Origin of the sequence: Eubacterium ramulus (genome assembly GCF_045002895.1) — a bacterium.
Lineage (GTDB): Bacteria > Bacillota > Clostridia > Lachnospirales > Lachnospiraceae > Eubacterium_I > Eubacterium_I ramulus.
Genome location: NZ_CP173382.1, coordinates 869221 through 893480, shown reverse-complemented (window position 1 = coordinate 893480; position 24260 = coordinate 869221). Strand labels below are relative to the sequence as shown.

At 43.0% G+C, this 24260-nt stretch carries 21 protein-coding genes; 4 read left to right on the top strand and 17 right to left on the bottom strand.

Annotation, left to right across the window (positions count from 1 at the left end):
• Window positions 1-4: 4 nt before the first annotated feature.
• From ACIRUQ_RS04005 to ACIRUQ_RS03985, 5 genes are all read right to left on the bottom strand, one after another.
• Entirely contained in the window at window positions 5-871 is an 867-nt protein-coding gene (locus tag ACIRUQ_RS04005) for a branched-chain amino acid ABC transporter permease (protein WP_021737621.1), read from the bottom strand.
• A 28-nt stretch (window positions 872-899) separates the two neighbouring features.
• The gene (locus tag ACIRUQ_RS04000; RefSeq protein WP_021737620.1) at window positions 900-1619 is read right to left on the bottom strand and encodes an ABC transporter ATP-binding protein; all 720 of its coding nucleotides are present in this window, start codon (window positions 1617-1619) and stop codon (window positions 900-902) included.
• A complete protein-coding gene (locus ACIRUQ_RS03995; RefSeq protein ID WP_044962514.1) occupies window positions 1616-2344 on the bottom strand; it encodes an ABC transporter ATP-binding protein in 729 nt (242 codons plus the stop codon). Before ACIRUQ_RS03995 ends, ACIRUQ_RS04000 begins: the two co-directional genes overlap by 4 nt.
• Window positions 2345-2480: 136 nt before the next feature.
• A complete protein-coding gene (locus tag ACIRUQ_RS03990) occupies window positions 2481-3761 on the bottom strand; it encodes an ABC transporter substrate-binding protein (protein WP_021737618.1) in 1281 nt (426 codons plus the stop codon).
• 187 nt (window positions 3762-3948) lie between these two features.
• On the bottom strand, window positions 3949-5265 hold the full coding sequence (locus tag ACIRUQ_RS03985) for an ABC transporter substrate-binding protein (protein ID WP_021737617.1): 1317 nt from the start codon (window positions 5263-5265) through the stop codon (window positions 3949-3951).
• A gap of 178 nt (window positions 5266-5443) precedes the next feature.
• On the opposite strand from ACIRUQ_RS03985, the gene ACIRUQ_RS03980 reads away from it, so the two are divergent.
• Window positions 5444-7300 (top strand): sensor histidine kinase, encoded by a 1857-nt coding sequence (locus tag ACIRUQ_RS03980; protein WP_055288952.1) that lies wholly within the window; start codon window positions 5444-5446, stop codon window positions 7298-7300.
• Between the two features lie 47 nt (window positions 7301-7347).
• Here ACIRUQ_RS03980 and ACIRUQ_RS03975 read toward each other — a convergent pair whose 3' ends face one another.
• From ACIRUQ_RS03975 to ACIRUQ_RS03935, 9 genes are all read right to left on the bottom strand, one after another.
• A complete protein-coding gene (locus ACIRUQ_RS03975) occupies window positions 7348-8928 on the bottom strand; it encodes a response regulator (RefSeq protein ID WP_021738985.1) in 1581 nt (526 codons plus the stop codon).
• A gap of 128 nt (window positions 8929-9056) precedes the next feature.
• Window positions 9057-9416 (bottom strand): hypothetical protein, encoded by a 360-nt coding sequence (locus ACIRUQ_RS03970; protein ID WP_021738986.1) that lies wholly within the window; start codon window positions 9414-9416, stop codon window positions 9057-9059.
• 14 nt (window positions 9417-9430) lie between these two features.
• The gene (gene thrC / locus ACIRUQ_RS03965) at window positions 9431-10921 is read right to left on the bottom strand and encodes a threonine synthase (RefSeq protein WP_055288954.1); all 1491 of its coding nucleotides are present in this window, start codon (window positions 10919-10921) and stop codon (window positions 9431-9433) included.
• A 301-nt stretch (window positions 10922-11222) separates the two neighbouring features.
• A complete protein-coding gene (locus tag ACIRUQ_RS03960; RefSeq protein WP_021738989.1) occupies window positions 11223-11717 on the bottom strand; it encodes a 3-isopropylmalate dehydratase small subunit in 495 nt (164 codons plus the stop codon).
• Complete coding sequence (gene leuC, locus ACIRUQ_RS03955) at window positions 11717-12991, bottom strand: 3-isopropylmalate dehydratase large subunit (protein ID WP_021738990.1); 1275 nt, start codon at window positions 12989-12991, stop codon at window positions 11717-11719. The genes ACIRUQ_RS03960 and leuC overlap by 1 nt, the downstream gene beginning before the upstream one ends.
• Before the next feature lie 171 nt (window positions 12992-13162).
• Window positions 13163-14185 (bottom strand): ketol-acid reductoisomerase, encoded by a 1023-nt coding sequence (gene ilvC, locus ACIRUQ_RS03950; RefSeq protein WP_022035425.1) that lies wholly within the window; start codon window positions 14183-14185, stop codon window positions 13163-13165.
• A 29-nt stretch (window positions 14186-14214) separates the two neighbouring features.
• Complete coding sequence (gene ilvN / locus ACIRUQ_RS03945; protein WP_021738992.1) at window positions 14215-14715, bottom strand: acetolactate synthase small subunit; 501 nt, start codon at window positions 14713-14715, stop codon at window positions 14215-14217.
• Window positions 14716-14823: 108 nt separating this feature from the next.
• Window positions 14824-15465, bottom strand: a complete 642-nt coding sequence (locus ACIRUQ_RS03940; RefSeq protein ID WP_055288956.1) for an HAD family phosphatase — start codon at window positions 15463-15465, stop codon at window positions 14824-14826.
• A 111-nt stretch (window positions 15466-15576) separates the two neighbouring features.
• On the bottom strand, window positions 15577-16917 hold the full coding sequence (locus ACIRUQ_RS03935; RefSeq protein ID WP_055288958.1) for a nucleobase:cation symporter-2 family protein: 1341 nt from the start codon (window positions 16915-16917) through the stop codon (window positions 15577-15579).
• Between the two features lie 185 nt (window positions 16918-17102).
• On the opposite strand from ACIRUQ_RS03935, the gene ACIRUQ_RS03930 reads away from it, so the two are divergent.
• Genes ACIRUQ_RS03930 through ACIRUQ_RS03920 form a run of 3 tightly spaced genes read left to right on the top strand, consistent with a single transcriptional unit; the run spans window position 17103 to window position 19970 of the window.
• Entirely contained in the window at window positions 17103-17867 is a 765-nt protein-coding gene (locus ACIRUQ_RS03930; protein WP_055288961.1) for an alpha/beta hydrolase, read from the top strand.
• A 52-nt stretch (window positions 17868-17919) separates the two neighbouring features.
• The gene (locus ACIRUQ_RS03925) at window positions 17920-18681 is read left to right on the top strand and encodes an esterase family protein (RefSeq protein ID WP_055288963.1); all 762 of its coding nucleotides are present in this window, start codon (window positions 17920-17922) and stop codon (window positions 18679-18681) included.
• A gap of 47 nt (window positions 18682-18728) precedes the next feature.
• Window positions 18729-19970 (top strand): acetyl-CoA carboxylase biotin carboxylase subunit family protein, encoded by a 1242-nt coding sequence (locus tag ACIRUQ_RS03920; RefSeq protein ID WP_055288965.1) that lies wholly within the window; start codon window positions 18729-18731, stop codon window positions 19968-19970.
• Between the two features lie 55 nt (window positions 19971-20025).
• Here the strand turns inward: ACIRUQ_RS03920 and ACIRUQ_RS03915 are convergent, their stop codons facing one another.
• From ACIRUQ_RS03915 to ACIRUQ_RS03905, 3 genes are all read right to left on the bottom strand, one after another.
• On the bottom strand, window positions 20026-21534 hold the full coding sequence (locus ACIRUQ_RS03915; protein WP_055288967.1) for a PLP-dependent aminotransferase family protein: 1509 nt from the start codon (window positions 21532-21534) through the stop codon (window positions 20026-20028).
• Between the two features lie 6 nt (window positions 21535-21540).
• Entirely contained in the window at window positions 21541-23211 is a 1671-nt protein-coding gene (locus ACIRUQ_RS03910) for a glutamine--tRNA ligase/YqeY domain fusion protein (protein WP_055288969.1), read from the bottom strand.
• Window positions 23212-23324: 113 nt separating this feature from the next.
• The gene (locus ACIRUQ_RS03905; protein WP_341437018.1) at window positions 23325-24137 is read right to left on the bottom strand and encodes a hypothetical protein; all 813 of its coding nucleotides are present in this window, start codon (window positions 24135-24137) and stop codon (window positions 23325-23327) included.
• Between the last annotated feature and the right edge of the window lie 123 nt (window positions 24138-24260).

Sequence of the window (24260 nt, the reverse complement as noted above, 5' to 3'; positions counted from 1 at the left end):
CCCCTTACTTTCTTACCGCAGAAGCTGCGAACAATCCATTTGGTCTCAATGCCAGAATTACAAGCAATACAATGTAAGCGATCAGCATCTGTACACCGGATCCAAATACATATCCACCAACAATCTGAGCAACGCCAAGTACGATACCACCGATCAGCGTTCCGAACAAACTTCCCATACCTCCGATTACTACAACACCGAATGCAATGATCAGGTACTGTGTACCGGATGACGGATAAAATACGAATGTGGAACCAACTAACGTTCCTGCTATTGCTGTAATACCCATACAGATTACCATTGCAGCAGCGTAAGCCAGTTTTGTATTTACGCCCATAAGCTCTGCTGCCATTGTATCATCAGAGGTAGCACGGATGGCACGACCAAAGTTTGTTTTCTGCATTACCAGTGACAGACCGATGATAATAACACAAGCGATGATAAAACTTGTCAGATAACTTGCAGAAATAGATAATACGTCAGTAGTAACAACATTTTTGGATGACAGTGAGTTATTAATGGACTGGTTGTCCGCACTGAAGATTTTCAGCATCAGGTTGGACAGAAAAATGGAAAGTCCGAAGGTTACCAGCAGTGCCGGTGCCTCACCTTTATCCATAACCTTATTAACAAGGAACTGCTGTATCACGAAACCAAGTACACACATAACGACAACAGATACGATAACCGATACGATCAGATTACATCCAAGCGCTCTTGTCATAACAAGTGAAATATAAGTACCAAGAATCATCAAATCTCCATGTGCCAGGTTGGTCAGTCCCATAATACCGAAAACCAGAGACATACCGATACCAATCATGGAGTATAATCCTCCCAGGAGGATACCTGTAACAATACATTGAATCATAATTTCTCAACTCCTTTGTCTAACATGATCAGTGAGAAAATGTATTAATACCGAAGTAAGCATCATTTACTTCATCTACACTTAACTCTTTAGATTTACCCTGCATTACAATTTTTCCTTCCAGAACCACATATGCGTAATCAGAGGATTTCAGTGAACGGTTTACATCCTGCTCAACGATCAGCATGGTCAGTCCGGTGTCAGCGATCTCTTTCAGTTTTTCATAAATATCATTGATAACAACCGGCGCAAGTCCCAAAGAAATCTCATCACAGAGAAGAATCTTAGGCTGTGTCATAATTCCACGGCCAATAGCAAGCATCTGTCTCTGTCCACCGGAAAGGAACGTTGACATCTGATTCGCTTTCTCTTTCAGGATCGGGAACAGTTTATATACATTTTCCAGTCGCTGCATACGTTCGTCTTTCTTTGCAAGGTAGGCACCCATCAGAAGGTTATCCTGTACGGTCATTCGCTCAAAGCAGTGACTTCCTTCCGGAGCCATGGAAAGACCAAGGCGTGCGATCTGATTTGGTTTCTTGCCCGCAATATTCTGTCCGTCAAAAATAATATCTCCTTTTGTCGGTTTGTTGAGTCCACAGATAGTATTCATAATTGTGGATTTTCCGGCACCGTTCGCTCCGATCAGGGATACGATGGTACCAGGTTCTACATGAATTGATACGTCTTTCAGAGCAAGGAAATCTCCGTAATGAACATCAATATGATTTACTTCTAACAAACTCATTCGTCGTCTCCTCCTCCCATATATACTCGTTTTACTTCTTTGGAATTCATAACATCCAGTGGTTTTCCTGTAATGACATCCACACCGTCAGCCAGAAGCATAACACGGTCGGTTCCTTCCAGCATGGTACGGATGATATGTTCGATCCAGATTACGCTGACACCTTCCCGCTTGATTTCTTTTACAAGATTGATAATCAGTCCTACCTCAGACTCTGTCAGACCACCACCAACCTCATCCAGCAGTAAAATCTTCGGCTCAGTAGCCAGTGCACGTCCGATTTCGAGACGTTTACGATCTAACAGTCCCAGTTTTCCTGCAAACAAATCCAATTTATCATCTAATTTAATGATTTTCGCTACTTTAAGGGCCTTTTCTTTTGCCTGTGCTTCGGACATACCAGCTCCGAATACACCACCAACCATAATATTTTCAAATACGGTCATCTGTTCAAATGGTCTCGGCACCTGGAATGTTCTTCCGATACCGCCACGGCACCGCTCTGTCACACCCTCACTTGCAATATCCTTTCCATCAAAAATCATGGTACCACCGGTTGGTTTCAAAATACCGGTCAGGATGTTCAACATAACTGTTTTTCCTGCACCGTTTGGTCCGATCACACCAAGTACCTCATTCTCGCCAAGTTCAAAATTGATACTTTTTAATACATGGTTGCTTCCGAATGAGATGCTCAGGTCTTTTACCGTTAAGATTGCACTCAAAACCTTATACCTCCCTGTCAAAATTCTCTTATGAGAAGAATAACCGTCAGAAAACACATTACCTTTCCGACGGTTACCTCCTTTTGTCTAATCAGGATTTTTCCTGATCGTGTTCGTTACATTACTGAAGTCTGCATTACTTTAAAACTCTGAGTTCAGATGTAACCGGGCAATCCGGAACCTGTGTGTTTGCAATGATGTTCTGTGTCCATGTTCCATCATCATTGTATGTCCACTGACCTGTTACAAGGCTCTGAACGGAGTAATGTTTGTCATTATAGTTTACATTACCGATAATTGTATCAACATTAAGTTCATCTGCTGCTGCACAAAGTTTTTTTGTATCAAGAGAACCTGCATTTTTCAGTACGTTATAAAGGATCTCTACGTTTGCGTAATCATAACCTGCTGTAGCCGGTGCGTATTTGTCGCCTGTCAGCTCCATCCATTTATCACCAATTTCTTTACATGTCTGTCCTGAGATAGAAGAGGTATATGGATGATCCGGTGTCCACCAAACTTCAGAGCAAAGTCCGTCAGCCAGTCCGTTCGCACCTGCGGAGTCAACATCTTCTTTGAACAGTGTAGCTTTTGCAACAGTACATACCTTCGGCATATATCCGGAAGATTTCAGCTGTGAATAGAAAGTACCAAAATCAGATGTAAGCATAACGCCGACAACTGCGTCACAGCCTTCTTTTTTCAGGTTATTGATAATAGATGTATAATCTGTTGCCCCGGATGTATAAGCGCCCGGATCATATGCTTCGTAACCGTTGGAGTTTGCAAAATCAGAAATTGCGTTGATCATTGTCTGACCTTCTGTATCTGTTGCGTGCATTACACCGACTTTTCCGCCTGCGATGCCTGCTGCATCCCATGCATCCTTAAAGCAGGAAAGCTCATTCTCTGTATTGAATCCTGCATGGTAGCTATATTTGTAATCAGAAGTTGCCCATGCCTCATCCGGTGTATCAACAGATAAACATACAACGCCTGCTCTCTCACAAGCGGCTGCAACCGGAACTGTTGTATCTGCTGTATGAGATGTAATCATAATATCAATATTTTTGCTGGAAATCAGGTTGTTGGCTGCTTCAGATGCTTTTGTTGCATTAGACTCGGAATCGGCAACCACCAGTTCTAATTTCTTTGCTGTTCCATCAACTTCAATTCCGCCTGCCTCATTAATCTGATCCAGTGCATACTGTGTCATTTCCTGTGTACCGGCACCAAATGCTGCAAGTGCTCCGGTCTCCGGAATAACGATACCAACTTTAATGGTATCCCCTGATGAACCTTTGGATGCGCTGCCGCCGTCGCCGGAACCCCCGTCCCCGCTTCCACATGCTGCTAATGATCCGATCATCATTACGGACATTACAACTGCTGCAAGTCTTGCTAATCTCTTTTTCATATTTTTTACCCTCCTCTAAAAGATCTCTCTAGTATCCTTTCGGTGCCTACATTGTATCTGATTTTTGCACAAAAAAAAATCCGAAAAAATTCAGATTTTATTGAATTTATTCGGATTTCTAAAAAAAATATTAATTTTTTTCTGTTATATTTTATTTTTGCACAATTAAAAGTAGTTTTTCACTTCTTTATTGTTGTTTTTGCATATATTTTTGTGCTTCTTCTATAAATTTCTGTGCATTCAGTTCTCCGGCAAACAGTTTTTTGGTCAGATTCCGCCAACTGTCCCCTGTTTCCTGTGGAAGCTGGGAATACCAGTCCGGTGTGATCTTCTTTGCGGATGCAATCATCTCATTCAAATCTGATACCGGTTTGACCACATCACTTGTTTGCGGATATGTAAGATCCATAAGATTCTGATAGCCATATTCCGTCACATTGATTTCATTTACCTGTTGAGAAAATTCCATGCAGATTTCTGCCGCATCTTCTTTGTATTCAGATTTTTCATTGATGCAGATACCCGGTGTCAGGGAATGATTCATATCCATCAGATACTGACCGTATGTCTCATTATAAGTTTCCGTGCAGGACGGAAACTGTCCCACAAGAAATCCATGTTCTCCCATATTATGGATCAAATGATAAATGATTGCAGACTGATGTGAAAAAAGCACCGCTTTTTTATTGATAAAATTCCGAACAGCTTCTGCCTCCCCCGTTTCCATATAGTTTTCCGGAAACGCATGGTTTTGCACCAGCCATTCCACCTTCTGTGCTGCTTCAAGAAAAACCGGATCCATAAAATCAATGGTTCCATTCTCCCATTTTTCATATGCATAAGGATCTATCCTGTTCACAATCATTCCGTACAACATTTCTCCCAGATAGTTGTCCCTTTCTCCCAGTTCCAGTGCAGCATAGGAAGTATCATGTGCCGCATTATATGCAGCCACCTGTCTCACCAGCATCTCAAGTTCTTCCCAGGTCTGTGGAATCTGATCAATTCCAAGTTCTGTCATCAGACTCTGATTACCGTAAAGTACCTCGTATCCATCGGACAGACACGGAATGATATAATGCACGCCATCCTTATAGGGCTGAATATATTCTTCCTTAAATGGTGCCTGACTGATATAATCATCCACCGGCATACAGGCTCCTGCATCAAACAGATATCCCGGATAAGAGCCACCCCATACAAGAAAAATATCCGGAAGTTCATTGCAGATAAGTGCCACCTTCAGTTTATCCTTCAGCTGCTCGGTGGAATAAGATTTTACGTTAATATCATAACCGTATTTTTCTGCCAACGTATCCCATAAAAATACATAATAGGCACCTGGAACATTTTTGTCAAAAAATGTCCATACCTCAAGTTCTGCTTTTGCCGGTTCCTGCTGTGCTACACTTTTCTTCTGAGTACATCCTCCCAGAAATACAACTAAAAATACGGCGCTTAGCAACGCCGGCATCACTTTGCAGTGTAACTTTCTCATTCCCATTTTCGCACCACTCTCCCGTCTTATTATCCTTCACCTGCGCCATTCACAAAATACCATTTCAGGCTTCATGGTCCATTCTTCAAAAAATATCGTCCGCAACCCTATCTCTTTTATTTTACAAAAAAACTGTCGTATTGTAAAATGATTCTATGTAAAACTTACACATAAAGGAGAAGTTATGAAAAAAACACACAACGGAAAACAGGTTCCTTTCTTTCATATATTTAATAAACTGTCTGATTCTATCAATTTTACGCAACGGCTGTTTTTGTCATTTATTTTTATTGCCGTCCCTGTAATGGCTGCGCTGTTTATCGGCTCATTTCTGTTTCTGCAAAGCAGCATCCATCAGAGTATTGAACAGACGCAGGCCATTGAAGTACAGAAGCTAAATACACAATTATTGGCCATGTTCAACGATATAGAAAATATTTCCCGGGAAATGGTTTATAATTCTGATATCCAGAAATTTATGCAGGACGCAGCTGCCGGGGACCCTTATCCGGAAGACCACAGCACTGCCTACTATGTCAATGCCTTCATTGCAAACCGTGACTACATCAACAGTATGGTACTCACCGGTATGGATCACACCCTTTTTTCCACAGAACTTGCCTACACGGATGTTTCTTCTTTTCAAAACATCCAGGACAAATGGTGGTTTCCTTCTCTGCAAAAATCTGATACTAGCTATCAGTGGTTTCCTTATGCCTTTTTAAGTGCAAAAACCTATCAGTCACAGGAAAACAAAGAAATTCCAAATCAAATTAATACACTGATGCTCGCACGGCCGGTTTTCAGTACCGCAGACTATCAGACACAGCTTGGCTATCTGATGATCTATCTGGATGACGAATATATTCAGAACCTGTGGCATCAGATTTCCTTTGGAAACACCACCAATGCATTTCTGATGGATGCGGATAACAATGTCATTATTTCCAATGTCAGCATGAAAGATTATTCCGGGATTCTGGATGAACATCTTGTACCAGAAAAAAGTGGGATTATTTCTTGGGAAAAGGAACAGTACGTTGTCACCTGCAGCAATCTGAACCACAACCGCTGGAAATCATGCATGATCACTCCATACAAGGAAGTTAATCACAATGCTTCTGTACTTATGGGCGAACTGGTGCTGATGATCGCCGTGATCATCCTGATTCTGTTTCTCATATCCCGCTACAGTGCCAATAATATGGCCCGGCCAATCATCAGCCTATCCAAATTAATGGATACTTACCACGGATTTGATGATAAAACCATCGATACCCGTCAGATTTCTGCCTACAAAATCCGCACGGACGAAATTGGCCAAATGTACCGTTCTTATGAACAGTTAGAGGATCGTTTAAATACACTGATCCAGGAAAACTATGTAAAAAACATTGAAAAAAAAGATGCTGAACTTGCTCTGCTGCAAAGTCAGATCAATCCGCATTTTTTGTACAATACCTTAGACTCCATCAACTGGATTGCTCTGACAAACGGACAGGATGAAATCAGCGAAATGATCACTGCTCTTTCTGATACCTTCCGGCTGAGTCTGATGAAAAATAACAGTCCGTTCACAGAACTGAATCAGGAAATCCGCTATATCCAAAGCTATCTGGTACTGCAGAAATTCCGTTATGAAGACCGGCTCACCTATGACTTTGATCTGCCGGAACCGCTTCCCCTCATTTTTATCCCACGTTTCATCCTGCAGCCCATCATTGAAAACGCCCTAAAACATGGCATCAGTCAGTTAGAACATGGTGGACGACTGGGAATATCCATCTCGGTGGATGACTTCACACACATCATCATCCGCAATGACGGCACTAACATTAATCTGGAAAAAATGCAACGTCTCCTTGCTTTTGATCCAAATGACCCAACACTGCTGAATTTTGAAAATGAAGGTTACGGTGTCCAGAACATCAATCGCAGGATCAAGCTGATCTGCGGAGCGAACTATGGCCTTACATACAAAAGAACCGACAGTCAGACGATATGTACCATCCTTCTACCGGTTCGCACCAGTGGAGTATAATTTTAGTCTGCACTCCGTTTCGGTCAGCGTTGAGCTTCCCACTGAGATTACTTTTTCTTGCGATAACTGGAGAGTGTCTTTCCGGTATGTTTTTTGAAAATCTGTGAGAAATATGCATAGTCGTTATAACCGACAGCGTTGGAAACCTCATACATTTTCATATCCGTACCGGTCAGATACTCTTTCGCTTTCTCAATGCGAAGATTTGTCACATAATTGATAAAGGTAACTCCAAGTTCTTTCTTAAAAATATCACACAGATAATTTTTACTGATATTGATATTCTCCGCCACATCCATCAGAGAAATATTTTCATGAAAATGTTCATTAATATAATCCAATGCTGCACGAATCATCTTGGACGGTGCTGCCATTTCCTGTACCGCAATCTGTTCGGCCACAGTCAGAAGCTTCTTTTCCACCAGATTTCTCTGAATTTCCATAGATGGATATTCCCGTTTCAACACACGCAGATCCAGTTCCCTGTGTGAAACAATCTGCTGATCCAGACCAAATTTAAACTGCAACTGGTAAACACGAAGCAGGATCAGAAATGTAACACTGCAACTGTAATCAAGCAGCAGGATCGGAATATTATCCTCCGGCAGTTCATAAATTTTCCGCAAAATATATGGCAATCCCTCCATCTCTCCGGTGGTGATCATATGGAACAATGTCTCAATTTCCTCATACGGCATATGAACATTGATTTCATCCGTCTGAATCGGGTTTGCCGCAGAATGTTCATCAATATTTGCTCTCTGCATAAAAATCCGTCGGATACAGTCATTCCTTGCCCGAAACAATTCCCGAATTCCGTGATACATATGACTGATGCCACACACAAGCTGGATTCCTTTCTGTCGTTTTTCTTCAACAAGAAGCCTTGTCTCCTGACGAATCATCTCCTCATCGGACGCTTTCATGTTATAGACGTAAAAATACAGACTCTCATCGGACAAAAATGCTTCCACAAAACCAAAATCTGCAAATTTTCCTTCACTGTCCTGAATCAATTTTCCAATCTCTGACATATAGTCTCCGTGCAGATAAGCCTGATCAAAATCAACCTTTACCAGCAAAAAATCTGTATCAAACACATCCATTGTATGGTGTTTTTGCAATGTCTGATACAATTTTTCGTCAAACACATTGTCTTCTGCCAGAGATAAGAAAAAGCGGTTTTTCAGTTCTGTATAGCTATTTTGCAAAAGCAGTGCCATATTATCTGCCTGCTGTTTCTGTGTTTTCTTTTCCTCCAGTTTTGCATGCATTGTATCCAGCATCTGCTGAAAATCATCTTTTTTGATCGGTTTAAGCAGATAATCACTAACACCGATTTTTACCGCACTCTGGGCAAAACCAAAATCTCCATATCCGGACAAAATAACAATTTCGCTTTCCGGCAGCAGTTGCTTCGCTTCTGCGGCGAAATCCAATCCGCTCATCTGCGGCATTTTGATATCTGTGATCATCAGATCCGGTTGCAATCCCGGCAGAGACTCCAGTGCTTTCTGTGGATTCTGGAACACTCCTACCACCTGAAACCCGGATTTTTCAAGATCAAAAACTTTCTGTATTCCCCGCGTTACAATTTCTTCATCATCCAGTAATAATAATCGATACATAACTTCCCCTATTTTATCCAAACGAAAAAATATGTAACGATCCAGAGACAAAGGCGATTTTCTTAAATATGTTCATTTACCCAAATGCGAATCACATATTTAATGAAAATCACCCTGCTTCTGAATTGTTACATATATTTTTTCTTTGCTTTGCTTAATTGTGTCAGGAACCACACGATTCCCACCCCAAATACTGCAATTCCTATGGCTTTGGCCATCTGCATTTTCAGAAACGCCTCTACAGCTAATTCATATAAGCCATAACCGGCGCAAATAAATCCAAAGATCATGGTCTTTGGTGCCATCTGTTCACAGAACTCTTTTGGCTGACGAATCCGCACCAGATCCTGCTGCGACACAAGCCACTGCGGCACCTGATGATCCTGTCGCATTTTCCGTGCAGTCGTAATGGAATAAATGCCATACACAATCAGAATAAAATCAAATATGGTCATAATTCCGGTATTCCCCATAGCTGCTGCTACCATATTAAATGATTCTCCTATCTTATCTCAAGAAATTCTTTCACAATGTTCGGCATCTCATCCACTTCGCATACTGTCTTATGAAGTACCTCTGCGCTGCGGATATCCTCGATGGCCTGCGGGACTTTCACATTTGCGATTTTGGAAAGTTCATCCACGAGTTCAAAATCTGTCATGGAATCATATTTCTCATCAATGGCATCCATAACGCTTCTTGTGAATTTGAACGGACTTGCCGTAGATGCGATAACTGTTTTGGTCTCATCTTTTGTCTCTGCTTTATATTTTCCATATACACCGGCTGCTACTGCAGTATGTGTATCGATGACATAACCTGTCTTCTCATATAATGCGGAGATCACCTCAGCAGTCTCTTTCTCTGTGGTGTAATTTCCGTAGAAGTTCTCTAACTGAGCTTTCATCTCGTCTGTGATGGTATATTTTCCATCTGTGGATAATGCTGCCATCAGTTTTGCATTTTCCTCCGCATTCTCGCCAGCAATACGGTAGATCAGACGCTCCAGGTTGCTGGAGATCAGGATATCCATAGACGGAGAAGAAGTCAGGATAAATTCACGGTTTCTGTCATACTCACCGGTACGGAAGAAATCATATAAGACTTTGTTCTCATTAGAGGCACAAATTAATTTTGCAATCGGAAGTCCCATATTTTTTGCATAAAAAGCTGCTAAAATATTTCCAAAGTTTCCGGTCGGAACTACCACATTGATTGGTTCCCCTGCTGCGATTCTGCCGTTCGCATACATTTTTGCATATGCATATACATAGTAAACAATCTGTGGAACGAGGCGTCCGATGTTGATGGAGTTTGCAGAAGAAAAACGATAGCCTGCCTGAAGCAGTTCCGCTTTCATCTCCGGATCAGAAAACATCTGTTTTACACCGGTCTGTGCCTCGTCAAAGTTTCCATGAATTCCTACAACGAATGTATTGTCACCCTTCTGGGTCACCATCTGTTTTTCCTGGATCGGGCTGACACCGTTCTTCGGGTAAAATACAATAATCTTGGTTCCTTCTACATCTGCAAAGCCTGCCAGTGCTGCTTTTCCGGTATCTCCGGAAGTTGCAGTCAGAATAACGATATCCTCTTTCACTTCATTTTTGCGGGCTGCTGTGATCAGCAAATGCGGAAGAATGGATAATGCCATATCTTTGAATGCAATGGTTGCGCCATGGAACAGCTCCAGATAATAAGCACCATCTGCTTCTACTAACGGTGCAATCTCCGGTGTGTCAAATTTGGAATCATAAGCACGATCGATACAGTTTTTCAGTTCTTCCTCTGTAAAATCTGTCAGAAATCTGCTCATAACTGCGTATGCAGTCTCCTGATAACTCATTTTTGCCAGTTCCTCTACCGGAATATCCAGTTTCGGGATTTCTGTCGGCACATACAATCCTCCATGCTTTGCCAGTCCGTTTAAAATTGCCTGGGAGGCAGTTACTTTCTCTGATGCATCTCTGGTATTTGCATATAAAATTGCCATAATTTCTTCCTTTCTCTGCTGTCGCATTTTCACTTTTTTTACAATTCATAACACAATAATTTGTATTTCATCACTTTAATGTAATAATTTAAATTATTGAACAGTATTTTATCATACACATTTTTAAAATACAAGTAGAAAGAGTCTGAACTTTAGCGGATATTCGCAATTCGCTCGCTACTTGCTCATGAACGCAGTCGCTTTGCGACCTGCGTTCAAAAAAATCAGAGAAAACTGTGTATACACAATTCTCTCTGATTCTCCTTTTGCTTCTGATCTAGTTTCTGTCAGTCAGCCATTTTTATTTTCGTTTGCTGTTAATGTAGTTTACCAGGCCCTCACTGTCAATGATTTTCTGCATAAACGGTGGAAAAGCCTGTCCCTGGTATTCCGTTCCTTTTGTACGGTCATAGATTTTACCGCTGTCGAAATCGATTTCTACCTCATCACCTTCTTCAATCTCACGGGATGCTTCCGGACACTCAATGATCGGAAGTCCAATATTGATGGCATTACGATAAAAAATACGTGCAAATGTCTCTGCGATGATGCAGCTGACACCTGCGGTCTTTAAGCATAACGGTGCATGTTCTCTGGAAGAACCGCATCCGAAGTTCTTTCTTGCCACGATGATGTCACCCGGCTGTACACGCTGTGTAAAAGTCGGATCGATGTCAACCATTGCGTGAGTTGCCAGCTCCTGAGCGTCAAATGAATTCAGATATCTTGCCGGAATGATTACGTCGGTATCTACGTTGTCACCATATTTAAATACATGTCCTTTTGCTGCTTTCATTATTTGTCACCTACTTTCTCAGGATTTGCGATATAACCTGCAATCGCACTTGCTGCTGCCACCTCTGGGGAAGCCAGATAGATCAGAGACTCTACATCTCCCATTCTTCCGACAAAGTTACGGTTTGTGGTAGATACACATTTCTCACCCGGAGCCATAACCCCCATATGACCACCCATACATGGACCGCAGCTCGGTGTATTGAATGCACAGCCTGCATCGATAAAGATATCAACGAGACCTTCTTTGATACATTCTTTGTATACTTCCTGAGTAGCCGGAACAACCATAACACGTACATCCGGATGAACCGTATGTCCTTTTAAGATGGCTGCTGCTTTTCTCATATCGGAGATACGTCCGTTTGTACAGGATCCGATGACTACCTGATCAATCTTGATCGGCTCCATGGCCTCTACTTCATCGATTGTTTTTGCATTACCCGGAAGATGCGGGAATGCAACCGTCGGACGAACTTCAGACAGGTCGATCTCAACAATCTGATCGTACTGGGCATCTTCATCCGGCTCGTAAGCAGTGTACTGTTTGTCAGAATGAGCGTCCATGTAAGCTCTTGTCTGATCATCTACGATAAAAATACCATTTTTTGCACCTGCTTCGATGGCCATGTTTGCCATAGTGAAACGATCATCCATGGTCAGGTTTGCGATACCATCACCGACAAACTCCATGGATTTGTATAATGCACCATCTACACCGATCTTGCCAATGATGTGGATGATCACGTCTTTTCCGCTGACATACGGACCCGGTTTTCCGGTCAGTACGAACTTGATTGCGGACGGAACTTTGAACCAGAGTTCTCCGGTCGCCATACCGGTTGCGATATCTGTGGTACCTACACCGGTTGAAAAAGCACCAAGTGCGCCGTATGTACAAGTATGAGAATCCGCACCGATGATACATTCACCGGCTACTACAATACCGTACTCCGGTAAGATTGCATGCTCTACACCACATTTTCCCTGTACCAGATACCATTTCAGTCCCTGCTCTTTTGCAAAATCCTGAATGGATCTGGAGTTGATCGCAGATTTGATATCCTTATTCGGTGTAAAATGATCCGGTACCAGCACTACTTTATCCTTATCAAATACTTTATCTGCCATCTGTCGGAAAATTGGCAGGGCCATCGGACCTGTAATATCGTTTGCCATAACAACGTCCAGTTTTGCTTCAATTAACTGACCGGCTGTCACGGAATCAAGTCCTGCATGGGCAGCAAGAATTTTCTGTGTCATAGTCATTCCCATTGTCTTTTCCTCCTTTATTACACAGCAAAGTGCAATTTATCACTTCACAGTGGTAATTCAACTCATCAAACTATATTCTATCATACACATTTTCAGAATACAAGGTAAAAAAAAGAGGCTTCATCAGCCTCTTTTTTTCAGTTCACCCGTTTCATTTGCGAAACGTAACAATTAGTTATTGATTAACTTATCTTCGCCATTCCAGCTGTAAAGTTTACGGATTTCAGCACCAACAGCCTCAGACTGATGCTCTGCTGCTAATTTACGCATAGCTTTGAAGTGAACCTGACGTCCTGCAGGAGACATATCCAGTAAGAACTCTTTTGCAAATGTACCATCCTGAATATCGGAAAGGATTTTCTTCATTGCTTTCTTTGTATCTTCTGTAACAATCTTCGGTCCTGTAATGTAATCGCCATACTCAGCTGTATTGGAGATAGAATATCTCATTCCTGCGAAACCTGACTGGTAGATTAAATCTACGATCAGTTTCATCTCATGGATACACTCAAAGTAAGCATTTCTCGGATCATATCCAGCCTCAACCAGAGTCTCGAAACCTGCCTGCATTAATGCACAAACACCACCGCAAAGTACTGCCTGCTCACCAAAGAGATCTGTCTCTGTCTCTGTACGGAATGTTGTCTCAAGAACGCCGGCTCTTGCTCCACCGATTGCCAGTGAATAAGCAAGTGCAAGATCCATAGCTTTTCCTGTTGCATCCTGCTCTACAGCTACCAGACACGGTACACCTTTGCCTGCCTGATACTCGCTTCTTACTGTATGACCCGGTCCTTTCGGAGCGATCATTGTTACGTCAACGTCTGCTGGCGGTTTGATACATCCGAAATGAATATTGAAACCATGAGCGAACATCAGCATATTACCTGCCTCAAGGTTCGGCTCAATGTCTTTTTTGTACATATCTGCCTGAAGCTCATCATTGATCAGGATCATGATGATATCAGCTTTTTTTGCAGCTTCTGCTGCTGTATATACTTCGAAGCCCTGTGCTTCTGCTTTTGCCCAGGATTTGCTGCCTTTGTAAAGACCGATGATGACATTACATCCGGACTCCTTTGCATTTAATGCATGTGCATGTCCCTGGCTACCATAGCCAATCACTGCAATTGTTTTACCCTCTAAAAGAGAAAGGTTACAATCTTCCTGGTAATAAATCTTTGCGTTTGCCATTGTCTTATCCTCCATTTGCAAATGATTATTTAATCTATAATAGTAACATTCGAAGAACCTCTGCTCAGTCCGGTAATTCCGGTACGAGCCAGCTCAAGAATGTCATATCCTCTCAACAAATCCAAAAAAGCATCAAGCTTACTTTGGCCACCGGTCAATTCAATCACCATGGAGTCATTAGAAACATCCACGATCTTTGCCCGGAAAATATTAGCAACAGAAAGTACTGCCTGACGCTGTGTATCATTGATCTTTATCTTTACAAGGATCAGTTCACGGCATACGGACTCTCCATCCTGAAGTTTTTTAATGTCAATTACATCTTCCAGCTTCGCCAGCTGTTTCTCAATCTGTTCCAGAATCTGTTCATCTCCACTGGAAACTACTGTAATTCTGGTAAATCTCGGATCTGCTGTCACGCCTGCGGAAAAACTGTCTATATTATATCCACGTCGGCTGAACAGTCCGGAAATATGGCTTAAAACACCGGAAGTATTCTCAACTAACAGAGATAACACTTGTTTTCTCATGTGAAAACCACCTTTCTACGTTACTGCACATTCTAGCAACATCTATTTTTTTTGTCAAGGGCAGGAACCCCTTTGTGGAACCATTTTTTTCCACTTTTTGTATATTTTTTATTCAACAGGCATATTTATAAGTGCCCCAAAAGTGTCCAGCTTTCGATACAGTAACTTCCCGGTTGCTTTATCTGGTTGTGTCAGATCCGGTATCATGATGACGCGGCAGCCCGCATCATGTGCAGAGCGGACTCCGTTTGGGGAATCTTCTACGGCATAGCATTCCTCCGGTGTTACGCCAAGTGTATGACAGGCATATGCATAAACATCCGGCGCAGGTTTCCCCCGCTCCACCATAGTCGCGCAGATTACCGCATCAAAGTACTGGCGGATTCCAGCAGTACACAGATTATGCTCTGCCTGTTCCGGTCCGGTCGCTGTCACAACCGCAAGACGGTATCCCTGTGCTTTTAAAAACCGCAACGTCTCCGGAACTGCCGGTTTCAGTGGAATCTGTCCTGACAAAAAGTCTTTCATCAATTCTTTGCGATGTTCCCGGATTGCCAGGTAATCCACCTCCGGTCCAAACCAGCGTTGAAACTGTTCCAACGCGAAGGGACGCCCAAGACTGCGAAGTTTTAATACTTCCTCCTCCGGAAGTTCATATCCCGAATCGGAAATTGCCTGTTTCCAGGCGCGGTTATAATATTTTTCCGTATCAAACAGAGTTCCATCCATATCAAACAAAAACGTTGTCATATTTTTTCCTTATTTTTCCTTATCTTTTTTCAAAACAATTCACAAGTTCCATAAAGCAGACATTTGCAATTTGCTTTCGCCGCTTGCTCATGAACGCATTCCTGTTACCCGTTACCCACTGATTTTTTCAATCTCCATATTTTTTGGCAAAATCAGGCTGAGAATAATTGCTACAACAAATACGACAGCCACGCAGTTTGCAGAAAATACGTCTTTGACGATCTGCGGAAAAATATTCCAGATTTCCACTTCACTGGTGGAGGTAAATCCGATACCGACAGCAAGTGATAATGCTGCGATGGTTACGTTTCTCTGGGAAAAACCTGTTTTTGCCAGCATCTGGATACCACTGATCATGATCGTACCAAACATCATAATGGTACATCCGCCCAGCACGGACTGCGGCAGACTTGCAAAAAAATTACCGATTGGCGGAAACAGACCTGCAAGAATCATAAATACAGCACCTGTCATAATGGTAAAACGGTTGACCACTTTTGTCATATTGACCAGGCCGACGTTCTGGCTGAAGGAAGTAACCGGCGGACATCCAAATAATCCGGAAATAGAACTTGCGAAACCATCGCAGGCCAAAGCACCGGAAATCTCTTTTTCTGTAATCTCACGACCAAGTCCTCCGGCCACAAGAGCAGTGGAATCACCGATCGTTTCCGCTGCGGATACCATAAAAATAATTACAACTGAAATAATCGCACTCAGATTAAATTCCGGACGATATGGAAGCAGGTGCGGCAGAGAAATCAGACCGCCGTCCAGCATACCGGACAGGTCTACCTGTCCAAGGCATAACGCAATGATGTATCCTACGATCAGTCCGGCCAGCACGGACAGCTGTTTTAAATATCCTTTTGCCACGGCATTAAAAATCAGGCACACAGCCAGTGTCACCAGTCCAAGCACCAGGTTCTGCACGGAACCGAAATCATCGGTATAACCACCGCCGAAAGAACGGGCCCCTACCGTAAACAGGGAGTATCCGATTGCCGTAACTACGGATGCCGAAACCACCGGTGTGATAAACCGCTTCCAATACTTTGCGAACAGACCAAGGACACCTTCACAGACACCGCCGACTAATACTGCTCCGATCATTGTCGGGTATCCATAGGTGCCACCCACATAACTTAAGATTGTTACAAAAGTAAAACTTACTCCCATAACGATAGGAAGTTTTGCACCGACTTTCCAGATCGGGTACAGCTGGATCAATGTGGCAATACCCGCAACAAACATGGCATTCTGCAGTAAAATCGCCAACTCTTTTCCGCTTAATCCGGAAGCCAGACCAATCATAGTGATCGGTGTCAGATTCGATACAAACATTGCCAGCACATGCTGCAGACCAAATGGAATTGCCTTCAGCAACGGTACCCGCCCATTCAACCGGTATATATTTCCGATTGTTGTATTCTCTTTTGATTTCATTTTCATACCTCTGGTTTTCTATTTTTTTACATGCTGCCTTCCGGCAGGCACAAAGCATTTTCATCATAACATCTATGGTTTTGTTTTGCAATGACGGGCTGTACTTTCTTGCCAATTCTTTGCTGCTGTGCTATGATAAATTGTAATAATTCAGAGCTAAGGCAAGTAAAAATTCAACACGGAGGTTTTTTATGATAGAGAAATGGGATATCACGATTCCGGAACTTACCGGAGATGAGGTGCGGAGTGCATACATCTGTCTGCCAGAGGCATACACCCACGACATAAACCGACGGTTTCCGGTACTATACATGTTCGACGGGCATAACCTCTTTTTTGACAGTCATGCCACCTACGGAAAATCCTGGGGACTGAAAGAATATATGGAATACACCCATACCCCGCTGATCATCGTAGGCATCGAATGCAATCACAGCCCGGATCACGGACGGCTGCAGGAATATTCCCCTTATGACTTTACTTTACCAAAAGAAGGTAAGATTACCGGTAAAGGCAAAATCACCATGGACTGGCTGACCCACACCTTCAAGCCATACATTGATACACATTATCGAACACTTTCGGACCGGGAGCATACTTTTATCGCCGGTAGTTCCATGGGCGGGCTGATGAGCATTTATGCACTGCTCTATTATAATCAGTTCTTTTCCCGCGCTGCCGCACTCTCACCGTCCCTGTGGATTGCACCAAATGACTCCATGCAGATGATCCGGCGTTCCCGCCCGCTTCCGGGAAGTATTTTATACATGGATTATGGAAGCCGTGAAATGAAACAGCACCGAAAAATGGACCAGACTTTTGCTCAGGCGGCGAATCTTCTGCTGGATAAAAATATTTATCTCAACTGCCGTATTGTACCGGATGGTGAACATTGTGAGGCAAGCTGGGAACAACAGATTCCGTTTTTTATAAATACACTGATGTATCATCTGTGATTTTTCGACACGATACTCTTTATATAGAAGTAATGCAGGAGGACTTTTCCATATGAACATACAATATTTTAAAAATTATAGTCCAGCACTCGGCCGGGATATGGAATGCAAATTGTACGGTCACGGCGGACAGCCAATCCTGTTTATCCCATGCCAGGACGGACGTTTTTTCGATTTTGAAAACTTCCATATGACGGATGTATGGGCACCCTGGATCAACTCCGGGGAAGTCACCATTTTTACGGTGGATACCATTGATGCAGAGACCTGGTCCAATACAAACGGCGATCCGCGCTTTCGCATCTGCCGCCACGAAGACTGGTTTCGCTATCTCACCGATGAGATGGTTCCTTTTATCCATGCAAAAATGAAAGAATATCAGCCCGATTATATAAACAGAGGAATCATTACCTTTGGATGCAGCCTTGGTGCTACTCACGCGGCAAATCTGTATTTCCGTCGTCCCGACCTGTTTAACGGATTGCTGGCCTTAAGCGGTATTTACGATGCCTCTTACGGATTTGGTTCTTATATGGACGATCTGGTTTATATGAACTCCCCGGTTCATTATCTGCCAAATCTGCCGTCAGATCACCCTTATATGGAACTTTACCGCCAGCGAAAAGCCATTCTCTGCGTCGGACAGGGTGCATGGGAAGAACCTGCAAGCACCTATCAGCTTCGGGATATCCTGCAGCAGAAACAGATTCCGGCCTGGGTAGATTTCTGGGGATATGACTGTGCTCATGACTGGGACTGGTGGTATAAACAGGTAACTTATTTTGTACCTCATCTGCTGTATGATCCGGTATAATTTGTAATAAACGAAACACAACACAATACGACAGAAAGAAAACAATTATGAAAAATGTGATTTTTATTTCTCCGAATTTTCCGGAGAATTATTGGCACTTCTGCCATGAATTAAAAGAAAACGGTATGAATGTCCTCGGTATCGGCGACTGTCCTTATGACGACCTGCGCCCGGAACTTCAGGAAAGCCTGCAGGAATATTATAAAGTAGACAGCCTGGAAAACTATGACGAGGTCTATGGTGCTGTCGGCTACTTTATCTGGCATTACGGCCGCATTGACTGGCTGGAATCCAATAATGAATACTGGCTGGAGCAGGATGCCCGTCTGCGTACAGATTTCAATATTCCGAGCGGTTTTCATAACGAAGACATGCCACGCATCAAATACAAATCCTGCATGAAAGAATATTATCAGCGTGTCGGCATTCCGGTGGCCCGTTACCACATGGTAGACAACTATGAGGGCTGTCTGAATTTCATTCGTGAAGTAGGCTACCCGGTTGTCACAAAACCGGATAACGGTGTCGGTGCTTCCCATACCTTTAAAATTTCTTCTGATGAAGAACTTGGCAATTTCTTTGCCAACAAATGGGATGATACCGTTTATATCATGGAAGAATTTATTAACGCAGAAATCAATTCCTACGATGCGATTATCGATTCTCACGGCAATCCGATTTTTGAGGCGGGAAATGTTACACCGATGTCCATTATGGACATTGTAAATAATGCCGACAACGCACTGTTTTATATTGTGAAAGATCTGGCAGATGACACCCGTCACCTCGGCAGAGAAACGGCAAAAAGCTTTGGCGTGCGCAGCCGTTTTGTGCATTTTGAATTTTTCCGCCTGCTCTCCGATCATGAAGGGCTCGGCAAAAAAGGAGATCTGATGGCACTGGAAGTCAATATGCGTCCTTCCGGCGGCTTCACTCCGGATATGATCAATTTTGCCCGTGAAACCGATGTATACAAAATCTGGGCGGACATGGTTGCATACGATTCCACACAGAAACCGGTCGGCACTCATCATTTCTGCGCCTTTGCAGGACTGCGGGATGGCAAGGATTTCGCCCTGACACCGGATGATATTATCGAAAAATATGATGATCATCTCAAAATGGTAGAACGGATGCCGGATGCGCTGGCAGATGCTATGGGAAATCAGATGTATCTGGCCACCTTTGATACCGAAGAAGAACTCCATACGTTCTTTGCCGATGTAACCGGACAAAAGGAACCTGATGTTTCTGTTGCATCTGAAACAGCTGAAACGGTTGAATCATAACAGAAATCAAAAATCCCCTGCACTTACAAACAGGGGATTTTTGATTTCACTGTATTCATTCTTTATGTACACTGAGCGGTTGATATTTTTTCAACTCCGCTAAAATTCCATCTATCCTCTGTAATCCATCTGCAATCTGTTCTTCCGTCAGTCCACCATATCCCAGAAGTAAAATCGGATACTCACGTTTTGGATTCTGACTGATGTAATATTCTGACAGACCATACACTCGGATCTGTTGTTCTGCACATGCTTCGATCACATCCTGCTCCGAGCAGTCTGTATCCACTTCTACCAGAAGATGCAGTCCGGAATTTTCTCCCATGATTTCCCGCACCCAGGAATACTTTTTTAATTCTGCCAGCATAAAATCATGCTTGCTTTTATAAATTGCACGCATACGATTCAGATTTTTTTCAAAATATCCTTCCTGCATAAACTGACAGATTGCCTGCTGCATCAGATTCGGTACCGTACAGGCATAAAAGCCACAACACTCCTGATACCGTTCCAATAAATGCTCAGGAAGTACCATATAGCTGACACGAATGGAGGATGCAATACTTTTTGAAAAAGTGCCCAGATAGATCACTCTTCCGGAACGGTCAATTCCCTGTAAGGCCGGAATCGGTTTTCCTTTATATCGAAACTCACTGTCATAGTCATCTTCAATAATATACCGTTCCGGTTCTTCCACAGCCCAGTTCAACAACTCCAACCTGCGTTTCATTGGCATTACGATGCCAAGTGGGAACTGATGGGACGGCATCACATATGCAATACTGGCATCTGTTTTCCGCAGCAGATCCACCCGCATTCCCGCATCATCCAGTGCCACTTCCCTCACAGAAAGCCCGGCATTTTTAAAGGTCCGGTAAGCACGCAGATACGTGGGGGATTCCATAGCAACACCATGCGACGTACCCAGCATCTGTATCAGCATAAGCTGCAGATATTCATTTCCGGCTCCGATAATGATCTGCTCCGGCGTACACCGTACATTTCGTGCATGATACAGATAGTCACAGATAGTTTCTTTCAGATTTTTTTCTCCAAAAGCACTTCCACTGCTCATAATCTGTTTTCCATGATCCAACAGAAGGTTTTTCATGATCTTACTTAACCCATTATATGGAAAATTATCCATAGAAAGCTCATTCAGAGAAAAGTCGATTTCATATGAGGTCTGCTTTTGGAGGCTGCTTCCAGTTTCCCCATGTAAACCTTCCGCTTCTGCCGTTCCCTGTTGGTTTTCCGTTCGGAACTGTTTCTGCTTCATCTCGCCGGTCCGGATATCCGTCAGATTATATAGTTCCCGCACATCACAGGCAAAATAACCGCGATACGGTTCCGAGTGAATATAACCCTCAGATACCAGCTGATCATAAGCGAGTTCCACCGTACTGCGGCTCACCTGCAGATACTCCGCTTCAAACCGGGTGGAAGGCAATTTTTCCCCTTGTAAAATACGGCCCTGCAAGATTGCTTCCCGCAGGGCTTCGTAAATTTGTTCATATAAGGGTTGTTTTTTTTCTGTATCAAGCGTGATCGCTAATTCTTTCATTTTCTCCTATGCCTGTGTCGGCAGTTTGTATGAGCTCTTTAAGGATACGATACGGTTGAATACCGGATGCTCCGGTGTAGAATCTTTTGCATCGACGCAGAAGAAACCATTTCTTACAAACTGGAAGCTGTCATATTTCTCTGCTTTCAGTAAGGATGGTTCCACATAACAATTATCCAGTACCGTCAGGGAGTTCGGATTCAGGTTCAGACTTCCGTCCTCATTGTATACCCCTTTCTCCTCGTCGATGATATTCTCATACAGACGAACCTGTGCTTTTACTGCATCTGCTGCGGATACCCAGTGAATGGTTCCACGTACTTTTCTTCCGTCCGGGCTGTTTCCGCCACGGCTCTCCGGATCATACGTACAATGTACCACTGTTACTTTTCCATCTTCGTCTTTCTCAAATCCGGTACAGGTTACGAAATATGCATTCATCAGACGTACTTCGTTGCCCGGATACAGACGACGGTATTTTTTCGGAGGCTCTTCCATGAAGTCCTCACGCTCGATATAAACCTCGCGGCCAAAAGGAACGACACGTTTACCAAGTTCCGGATTTTCCATGTTGTTATCTACTTCCAGCTCCTCAGTCTGTCCTTCCGGATAGTTATCGATCACCAGTTTGATTGGATCAAGTACCGCCATGGCACGGGATGCTTTTAATTTCAGATCCTCACGGATACAATACTCAAGCATTGCATAATCCACAGAGCTGTTGCTCTTTGAAATACCGCACAGTTCTACGAATTTCTTAATGGAGGACGGTGTAAATCCTCTTCTTCTCAGTGCTGCAATGGAAACAAGGCGCGGATCATCCCATCCGTCTACAATGCCGTCTTCCACTAACTTCTTGATATAACGTTTTCCGGTTACCACGTTGGTCAGATACAGTTTTGCAAACTCGATCTGCTTTGGCGGATGCGGATACTCCAGCTCTCTTACTACCCAGTCATACAGAGGACGATGATCCTCAAACTCCAGGGTACAGATAGAATGTGTAACGCCCTCGATGGCATCCTCGATCGGATGAGCAAAGTCATACATCGGATAAATGCACCATTTGTCTCCGGTACGATGATGTGTCATATGAGCGACACGGTAGATAACCGGATCACGCATGTTGATGTTCGGAGAAGCCATATCAATTTTGGCACGCAGAACCTTCTCGCCATCCTGATACATGCCGTTTTTCATATTTTCAAATAATTCCAGATTTTCTTCCACGCTGCGATCGCGGTATGGACTGTTTTTACCAGGCTCTGTCAGTGTTCCACGATACGCACGAATCTCCTCGGCAGACAGATCACAGACAAATGCTTTGCCTTTTTTAATCAGTTTTACAGCTGCCTCATACATCTGGTCAAAATAATCAGATGCAAAAAACAGTCTGTCTTCCCAGTCTGCCCCAAGCCACTCAATATCTGCTTTGATCGACTCAACAAACTCTACTTTTTCTTTTGTCGGGTTTGTATCGTCAAAACGCATATTGAATTTTCCATGATATTCCTGAGCAAGCCCATAGTTTAAAAGAATGGATTTTGCATGTCCGATATGAAGATATCCATTTGGCTCCGGCGGGAAACGGGTACATACAGTCTCACATTTGCCCTCCTCTATATCCTTGTCAATAATCTGCTCAATAAAATTTCTGGAAATTGTTTCATTTTCCATAATCAAACCTCTCTCTCCTGTATTTTTAAGTAAGAACCTTTTCTGTCGCAGTTCCCATAAATCTGCTGCAAAAATAGAAACGCATTTAACATTTCATTCTGCAGATCAAACATCTATTTTACATGCTCATGGGTAAACAGATGATCCTGACAATATTCATAATTTCCATTGCATTTGGAGCAAAAACGAAATTCCAGATTCGGATCGTCCAGCTCTGTTCGCCCACAAATGGCACATTTGTGGCGTGTGACACCTTTCGGCTGCTGTACCTGACGGTGATATGTCCGCTTCCTGTGTATTTCCTTCGGTGAAACACTGCGATAATTGCGCGTTGTAAAGAAGAAAATCAGGAAATTCAGGACAGAGGCAATAATGGCAACTCTGCCGCCCCAACTGGAAATGATCATTTCATAAATGATCAATGCCGCATAAATACCTGCCATCCACTTCATCTTGATTGGAATGATAAAATACAGCATAATCCGCATATCCGGATAACACATCGCAAATGCGAGGAAAATTGTCATATTGATATAGTATGTGCTGAAGCTGCCGCCCATGGAAACCGGTGTATTCACACCATAGATCACATACAGAAGCAATGCACCAAGCACCGTAAAGATCATACCACCAAAAATATATACGTTAAACTTAAATGCACCCCAGGTACGTTCCAGGGCAGTACCTAACTGATAATACAGTATGATCATGATAATAGCAAAGAAAAAGTTGCCGGTTGGCGGTGGAATCAATACCCAAGACACCAGCCTCCATACCTGTCCATAATGGAATATCAGATACGGTTCCAACGTCAGAAAGCTGTATGCCTGCGGGGCAAGGAATTCAATCAGATATCCCGCCACATAAAAAAGGATGATATACTTCATCAATCCCTGAATCGCAAATCTGCCGAACTTACGTTCCATTTTATTTAAAAAATGCATTCTGTTTCCTACTTTCGTTTTATTTTTAGCTATTTCACGTACTATTTGTAGTAACTCTCGTACTATTTGTAGTAACTTTAATTGTAGCTATCTTTTGATTATATC

Coding starts and splice junctions, on each gene's coding strand:
- ilvC (WP_022035425.1), bottom strand. CDS start 14,185: ATGGCAAACGCAAAGATTTATTACCAGGAAGATTGTAACCTTTCTCTT.
- ACIRUQ_RS03940 (WP_055288956.1), bottom strand. CDS start 15,465: ATGACAACGTTTTTGTTTGATATGGATGGAACTCTGTTTGATACGGAA.
- ACIRUQ_RS03935 (WP_055288958.1), bottom strand. CDS start 16,917: ATGAAAATGAAATCAAAAGAGAATACAACAATCGGAAATATATACCGG.
- ACIRUQ_RS03925 (WP_055288963.1), top strand. CDS start 17,920: ATGAACATACAATATTTTAAAAATTATAGTCCAGCACTCGGCCGGGAT.
- ACIRUQ_RS03930 (WP_055288961.1), top strand. CDS start 17,103: ATGATAGAGAAATGGGATATCACGATTCCGGAACTTACCGGAGATGAG.
- ACIRUQ_RS04005 (WP_021737621.1), bottom strand. CDS start 871: ATGATTCAATGTATTGTTACAGGTATCCTCCTGGGAGGATTATACTCC.
- ACIRUQ_RS03905 (WP_341437018.1), bottom strand. CDS start 24,137: ATGGAACGTAAGTTCGGCAGATTTGCGATTCAGGGATTGATGAAGTAT.
- ACIRUQ_RS03915 (WP_055288967.1), bottom strand. CDS start 21,534: ATGAAAGAATTAGCGATCACGCTTGATACAGAAAAAAAACAACCCTTA.
- ACIRUQ_RS03910 (WP_055288969.1), bottom strand. CDS start 23,211: ATGGAAAATGAAACAATTTCCAGAAATTTTATTGAGCAGATTATTGAC.
- leuC (WP_021738990.1), bottom strand. CDS start 12,991: ATGGGAATGACTATGACACAGAAAATTCTTGCTGCCCATGCAGGACTT.
- thrC (WP_055288954.1), bottom strand. CDS start 10,921: ATGGCAATTTTATATGCAAATACCAGAGATGCATCAGAGAAAGTAACT.
- ACIRUQ_RS03970 (WP_021738986.1), bottom strand. CDS start 9,416: ATGGTAGCAGCAGCTATGGGGAATACCGGAATTATGACCATATTTGAT.
- ACIRUQ_RS03985 (WP_021737617.1), bottom strand. CDS start 5,265: ATGGGAATGAGAAAGTTACACTGCAAAGTGATGCCGGCGTTGCTAAGC.
- ACIRUQ_RS03990 (WP_021737618.1), bottom strand. CDS start 3,761: ATGAAAAAGAGATTAGCAAGACTTGCAGCAGTTGTAATGTCCGTAATG.
- ACIRUQ_RS03960 (WP_021738989.1), bottom strand. CDS start 11,717: ATGAAAGCAGCAAAAGGACATGTATTTAAATATGGTGACAACGTAGAT.
- ilvN (WP_021738992.1), bottom strand. CDS start 14,715: ATGAGAAAACAAGTGTTATCTCTGTTAGTTGAGAATACTTCCGGTGTT.
- ACIRUQ_RS03920 (WP_055288965.1), top strand. CDS start 18,729: ATGAAAAATGTGATTTTTATTTCTCCGAATTTTCCGGAGAATTATTGG.
- ACIRUQ_RS04000 (WP_021737620.1), bottom strand. CDS start 1,619: ATGAGTTTGTTAGAAGTAAATCATATTGATGTTCATTACGGAGATTTC.
- ACIRUQ_RS03980 (WP_055288952.1), top strand. CDS start 5,444: ATGAAAAAAACACACAACGGAAAACAGGTTCCTTTCTTTCATATATTT.
- ACIRUQ_RS03975 (WP_021738985.1), bottom strand. CDS start 8,928: ATGTATCGATTATTATTACTGGATGATGAAGAAATTGTAACGCGGGGA.